Source organism: Stenotrophomonas sp., from assembly GCF_050737075.1.
GTDB lineage: Bacteria > Pseudomonadota > Gammaproteobacteria > Xanthomonadales > Xanthomonadaceae > Stenotrophomonas.
On sequence record NZ_JBOHXV010000034.1, the window covers coordinates 36,412 to 42,749 of the forward strand.

Genomic DNA, 6,338 nt, shown 5'->3' on the forward strand with positions numbered 1-6,338 from the left:
ACATGTAATCGCTTCCACCCCATGTATCTGCATTGAATACGTATGCAGGGTGATTCGCCGCGCGAACGCGCTGCCTACCATAGCCACGCAGTCAACGGCCACCGTGCCGCGACGCTCCCGGGTCTTCCGGGCAACCACAATTCAGTTTGGCAACATTGCCTGGGAGGGGAAAATGTTGAATTGCAAGCGCAGCGCGCTGAGTCTCGCGCTGGCCGTCGCCCTGACGCCGTCATTGGCGTTGGCGCAGTCCACCACCACCGATTCGAGCACCGCGCCGGCCACCGGCAGCGCGGCGACCAACCTGGACACCGTCCAGGTCACCGGCATCCGCCGTGGCATCGAAAACGCCATTGCGATCAAGCAGGATTCCACCTCGGTGGTCGAGGTCATCTCGGCCGAAGACATCGGCAAGCTGCCGGATGTGAGCATCGCCGAATCGCTGGCCCGCCTGCCCGGCCTGGCCGCGCAGCGTGTTGCCGGGCGTGCACAGGTGATCAGCGTGCGCGGCCTGTCGCCGGACTTCGCCACCACCCTGCTCAACGGGCGTGAAGTGGTCAGCACCGGCGACAACCGCAGCGTCGAATTCGACCAGTACCCGTCCGAGCTGGTCAACGGCGTGACCGTGTACAAGACCCCCGACGCGGCACTGGTCGGCCAGGGCCTGTCCGGCACCATCGACATGCAGACCGTGCGTCCGCTGTCGTTCGCCGAGCGCGTGATCGCGGTCAGCGGCCGCTACTCGAAGAACTCGCTGGGCAAGGCCGCCAACGTGGATGCCTTCGGCAACCGCTTCAGCGCCAGCTACATCGACCAGTTCGCCGACAATACCTGGGGCATCGCGCTGGGCTACGCGCACAGCGACAACCCGATCCAGGAAAACCAGGTGGGCCTGTACGAGCCGTGGACCACCGAGCAGACCGACCAGGGCAACCGCCCCGGCGTCGCCCCGGGCACCGCGTTCTCCGACGGCATCAAGGCACTGCGCCGCACCGGCAACGCCAAGCGCGACGGCTACATGGCCACCGTGCAGTTCCGCCCGTCGAACGTGTGGACCAGCACCCTGGACCTGTTCCACACCAAGGCCGAGCAGATCGACACCGCCAACCAGTTCGAGGTCAACCTCAGCAACTACAACGGCGGCTACAGCCCAGGCCTGCTGATCAGCAACCCGCAGGTGAATGGCAATGGCACCTTCACCGGCGGCACCGCCAGCGGCGTGTACCCGCTGGTGCGCGGCATGTACAACAAGCGCGAAGACAAGATCGATGCGTTCGGCTGGAACAACGAGCTGACCTTCGACAGCTTCAAGCTCACCGCCGACGTGAACTATTCCAAGGCCACGCGCGATGAGCTGAACCTGGAAAACAACCTGCAGCTCACGCCGATGCCGCAGCTGGACACCATCGGGCTGACCATCAACCCGGACGGCTTCTCGCAGATCCGCCCGGGCCTGGACTACTCCAATCCCGAAGCGCTGTACCTGACCAACACCATCTACGGCTCGGGCTACGGCAAGGTGCCGCAGGTGGAAGACCGCCTGAAGGGCGCGCGCCTGCAGGGCACGTTCAATGTGCCCGAGGCACTGTCGTGGTTCCAGGACGTGGACGTGGGCGTGAACTACGCCGACCGCCGCAAGGAAAAGACCCAGGCCGAAGGCAACATCCTGCTCGGTGCGCAGGGCGACGCCAACGTGGGCAGCGACCTGCAGTATTCCCCGGTCAACCTGGGCTTCGCCGGCATCGGCTACATCCCGGCGTGGAACGTGCCGGCGGCGGTCAACCGCTACATGGTGTTCAACCCGGTCACCAACCTGGACTACCTGATTCCCAAGTCGTGGGTGGTGCAGGAAAAGACCACCACCGCCTGGGTGCGCGCCAACATCAACACCGATATCGGTGAGGTGGGCGTGCGCGGCAACATCGGCGTGCAGATGATCCACACCGACCAGAGCTCGCAGTCGAACTACTTCGACCGTTCGCGCCCGGCCGGCCAGGAAGTGCTGCCGATCGACGAAGGCAAGAGCTACACCGACTGGCTGCCGAGCTTGAACCTGGCCTTCATGTTCCCGCACCAGCAGACCCTGCGCTTCGCCGTGGCCAAGCAGGTCGCGCGTCCGCGCGTGGACCAGATGCGCGCCGGCCTGGAGTTCGGCGTGGACACCGCCACCGGCAAGCCGGGCGGCAGCGGCGGCAACCCGCTGCTGGATCCGTGGCGTGCCAATGCCATCGACCTCTCGTACGAAAAGTACTTCGGCGAGAAGGCCTATGTGGCGGCGGCGGTGTTCTACAAGGACCTGAAGAGCTACGTCTACACCCAGTCGGTGGACGACTACGACTTCAGCAACCTGCTGGCCAATTACGTGCCGCCGCCGGGCATGATCGCGCCGGTGCAGACCACCGGTACGTTCTCCGCGCCGCAGAACGGCAACGGCGGCACGCTGCGCGGCCTTGAACTGACCGCCTCGTTCCCGCTGGAGATGCTGGCCGACCCGCTGCGTGGTTTCGGCGTGCAGGCCAGCGCGACCTTCAACGACAGCGACATCAAGATCCTGGATCCGGAAAGCGCGTCCAGCGTGGGCAGCGATCCGATCAGCCTGCCGGGCCTGTCCAAGCGCGTGTACAACTTCACCGCCTATTACGAGCGCAACGGGTTTGAAGCACGCGTAAGCCAGCGTCGCCGGTCGGACTTCATCGGTGAGATCGGCAACTTCAACGGCAACCGCACGCTGCGTTACGTGGTGGGCGAGAACGTGACGGACGCGCAGGTGAGCTACACCTTCGCCGACGACAGCGCGCTGCACGGCCTGACCCTGCTGCTGCAGGGAAGCAACCTGACCAACGAGCCGTACCGCACCTATTCCGGCACCAAGGACCGCCCGCTGGAGTACATCGAGTGGGGCCGTACCTACATGCTGGGTGTGAACTACAAGTTCTGATCCCGGTGTAGAAGCACGAACGGGAAACTCGCTGCGCGAGCAGCGGGTTTTTTGTTGGATGTTGTGGGGAGCGCGTTCCGGTCAGGGGTCCATGCGTTAAAGGGCGTGGGGACGTTATCGGCGGTCGATCGGGATCCGACCCTACCAATGCGCCGCCCGGGGTTGGCGTTGGCCGCGACCTGCCGGCGCGGTCGCGGCCGTTCTGACACAACCGGATTCCCGCCGGCGCGGTCGCGGCCGTTCCGACACAACCGGATTCCCGCCGGCGCGGTCGCGGCCGTTCTGACGCAATCGGATTCCCGCCGGCGCGGTCGCGGCCGTTCTGACACAACCGGATTCCCGCCGGTAGGGTCGAATCCCGATCGACTGCCGATAACGGTGGCCACATCCGGTAGGGCATGACCCCGAAACGCAGCGCGCTTCACCCTCCACCAAAAAAAGGGCGGAACCTTTCGGCCCCGCCCTTCAATACCACCGGAAAACGTAAATCAGGCGCGGCGCGCGCAATACATCGCCTGCGCCGGCAGGTGCAGCTGCACGCCTTCGGCGTGCCCCGCATCCGGGCCCGGCACGTGCAGGGCATGCCACTCGCCTTCGGGCAACGCCACCTGGGTCGCTTCTGCCGACAGGTTGAACGCCAACAGCAGCGTCTCGCCCGCATGCGTACGCTCGAACATCAACACCGGCTCAGCCGTCTCCAGGAAACGGATGGCGCCCAGCAGCAGCGTCGGCATCGTGCGGCGCCACGCCAGGAACTGGCGGAACGCGCTCAACACCGACTGCGGGTCGTGCTCCTGCACCGCCACGGCACTGGCCTGGTGTTCCGCCGGGATCGGCAGCCACGGCTCACCGCTGGTGAACCCGGCCAGCGGCGCGTCCAGCCACGGCATCGGCGTGCGGCAGCCGTCGCGACCCTTGAAGTTCGGCCAGAACGTGATGCCATACGGATCCTGCAGCGCCTCGAACGGCACGTCGGCCTCGCCCAACCCCAGCTCTTCGCCTTGGTACAGGCAGATCGAGCCGCGCAGCGAACACAGCACCGCCACCAGCAGCCGCGCCAGCCGCGGCTGCGCCGGGTGCCCGCCCCAGCGGGTCACCGCGCGCTCCACGTCGTGGTTGGAGATCGCCCAGCACGGCCAGCCTTCGGTCATGGTCGCTTCCAGCCGCGACACGGTGTCGCGGATGTAGGCGGCGCTGTAGTCCTTCACCAGCAGCTCGAAGCTGTAGCCCATGTGCAGGCGGCCCGGCGCGGTGTACTCGGCCGTGGTCGCCAGCGAATCCTCGGCGGAGATCTCGCCCAGGCTGACCGCGCCCGGGTATTCGTCCAGCAGCCCGCGCAGGCGCTCGATGAACGGCAGGTTCTCCGGCTGGGTGTTGTTGTAATAGTGGTACTGGTACGCGTACGGGTTGTCGGTGCTGAAGCCACGGCCCAGGCGCTTTTCCAGCGGCTTGGCCGGGTTGTCGCGCAGCTGCTTGTCGTGGAAGCAGAAGTTGATCGAATCCAGGCGGAAACCATCCACGCCGCGATCCAGCCAGAAGCGCACGTAGTCCAGCGTCGCCTGCTGCACGGCCGGATTATGGAAATCCAGGTCCGGCTGGTCGGCCAGGAAGTTGTGCAGGAAGTACTGCTCGCGGCGCGGCTCCCACTGCCAGGCCACGCCTCCGAAGATGGACATCCAGTTGTTGGGCGGGGTGCCGTCCTCGCGCGGGTCGGCCCACACGTACCAGTCCGCCTTGGGATTGGTGCGGTCCTGGCGGCTCTCGCGGAACCAGGCGTGCTCGATCGAGGTGTGGCTGAAGACCTGGTCGATCATCACCTTCAGGCCCAGCGCATGCGCCTTGGCCAGCAGCCGGTCGAAATCGGCCAGGGTGCCGAACAGCGGGTCCACATCGCGGTGGTCGGCGATGTCGTAGCCGAAATCGGCCATCGGCGAAGTGAAGAACGGCGAGATCCAGATCGCGTCCACGCCGAGCGTGGCCACATAGTCCAGCCGCTCGATGATGCCGGGCAGGTCGCCCACGCCATCGCCATTGGCATCGAGGAAACTGCGCGGGTAAATCTGATAGATGACGGCACCGCGCCACCATGGAGTCTGCGTCATCGAGGGCCCCCCTCCGGGCTTCCACGGCGCCCTCCCAGGGGCGCCAGAACATACCCGACAAGCTTAGCGGGGCGCCCTCTGCGGTGGCGTTGCATGCATACGTATTCACGCCCTGCCCGCTGCCCCGGCGGTCGGCGCGGGCCGGATCGGGAGGGCTGCGGCCGGCCGGGAGGCCTTCGCGGGCGGAATACGGCCGTACCGCCTATAATTTCGCCTACGCCTGAAAGTCAGACCGCATGACCATCACCGAAGACACCCGCCCCGCGCTGGGCCTGCCCCAGATCCAGTCGCTCGCCGCGCCCGACATGGCTGCCGTGGATGCGCTGATTCGCCGCCGACTGTCCTCGGATGTCGTCCTGATCAACCAGATCGCCGACCACATCATCTCCGCCGGCGGCAAGCGCCTGCGGCCGATGCTGGTGATGCTGGCCGGCCACGCGGTGGGCCAGGCCGGGCCGGAGCACCACCAGCTGGCGGCGATCATCGAGTTCATCCACACCTCCACCCTGCTGCACGACGACGTGGTGGATGAGTCCAGCCTGCGCCGGGGCCGCAGCACCGCCAACGCGCTGTGGGGCAACGCGCCCAGCGTGCTGGTCGGCGATTTCCTGTATTCGCGCAGCTTCCAGCTGATGGTGGAACTGGACCGCATGCCGGTCATGCAGATCCTGGCCGACACCACCAACCGCATCGCCGAAGGCGAGGTGCTGCAGCTGCTGCACGTGCATAACCCGGACACCGACGAGGCCGCCTACCTGCGCGTGATCGAGCGCAAGACCGCGGTGCTGTTCGCAGCCGGTACCAAACTGGGCGCACTCGCCAGCGGCGTAGACGCTGCCACCCAGCAGGCGCTGTACGACTACGGCATGCACCTGGGCTATGCCTTCCAGATCGCCGACGATGTGCTGGATTACTCGGCCAATGCGGACGAACTGGGCAAGAACCTGGGCGACGACCTCGCCGAGGGCAAGGCCACCCTGCCGCTGATCCACGCGATGGCGCATTCCGATGCCGCCACCCGCGAACGCCTGCGCGAGATCGTGCAGAACGGCGATGCCGACGCCATGCCGGACGTGCTGGCCGCGATCCACGCCACCGGCGGGCTGGAGTACAGCCGCCGCCGTGCCGAGGAATACGCCGACGCCGCCGAGCGCGCGCTCGACGGCCTGGCCGACAACGATGCCGTGGCCGCATTGCGCGGTCTGGCCCGCTACGCGGTACAGCGGTCGCATTGACCCGGACGCGGGTCTCGTGAAATTCCGGTAGCGCCGGCCGTTGGCCGGCCCAGGCGATCCGTGGGC

At 66.6% G+C, this 6,338-nt stretch carries 3 protein-coding genes; 2 read left to right on the plus strand and 1 reads right to left on the minus strand.

From position 1 onward, the window contains the following. Positions 1–172 precede the first annotated feature (172 nt). Positions 173–2,935, plus strand: a complete 2,763-nt coding sequence (locus ACREPD_RS10390; protein ID WP_431599261.1) for a TonB-dependent receptor — start codon at positions 173–175, stop codon at positions 2,933–2,935. Positions 2,936–3,423: 488 nt separating this feature from the next. On the opposite strand, the gene ACREPD_RS10395 is transcribed toward ACREPD_RS10390, so the two are convergent. Beyond that, positions 3,424–5,037, minus strand: coding sequence for an alpha-glucosidase family protein (locus ACREPD_RS10395; RefSeq protein ID WP_431599262.1), 1,614 nt, complete (start codon positions 5,035–5,037; stop codon positions 3,424–3,426). 236 nt (positions 5,038–5,273) lie between these two features. On the opposite strand from ACREPD_RS10395, the gene ACREPD_RS10400 reads away from it, so the two are divergent. Next, on the plus strand, positions 5,274–6,272 hold the full coding sequence (locus ACREPD_RS10400; protein ID WP_431599263.1) for a polyprenyl synthetase family protein: 999 nt from the start codon (positions 5,274–5,276) through the stop codon (positions 6,270–6,272). Positions 6,273–6,338 lie beyond the last annotated feature (66 nt).

Bases quoted from the DNA above. Each gene is read 5' to 3' on its own strand.
- ACREPD_RS10390 (WP_431599261.1), top strand. From the start codon at position 173: ATGTTGAATTGCAAGCGCAGCGCGCTGAGTCTCGCGCTGGCCGTCGCC.
- ACREPD_RS10395 (WP_431599262.1), bottom strand. From the start codon at position 5,037: ATGACGCAGACTCCATGGTGGCGCGGTGCCGTCATCTATCAGATTTAC.
- ACREPD_RS10400 (WP_431599263.1), top strand. From the start codon at position 5,274: ATGACCATCACCGAAGACACCCGCCCCGCGCTGGGCCTGCCCCAGATC.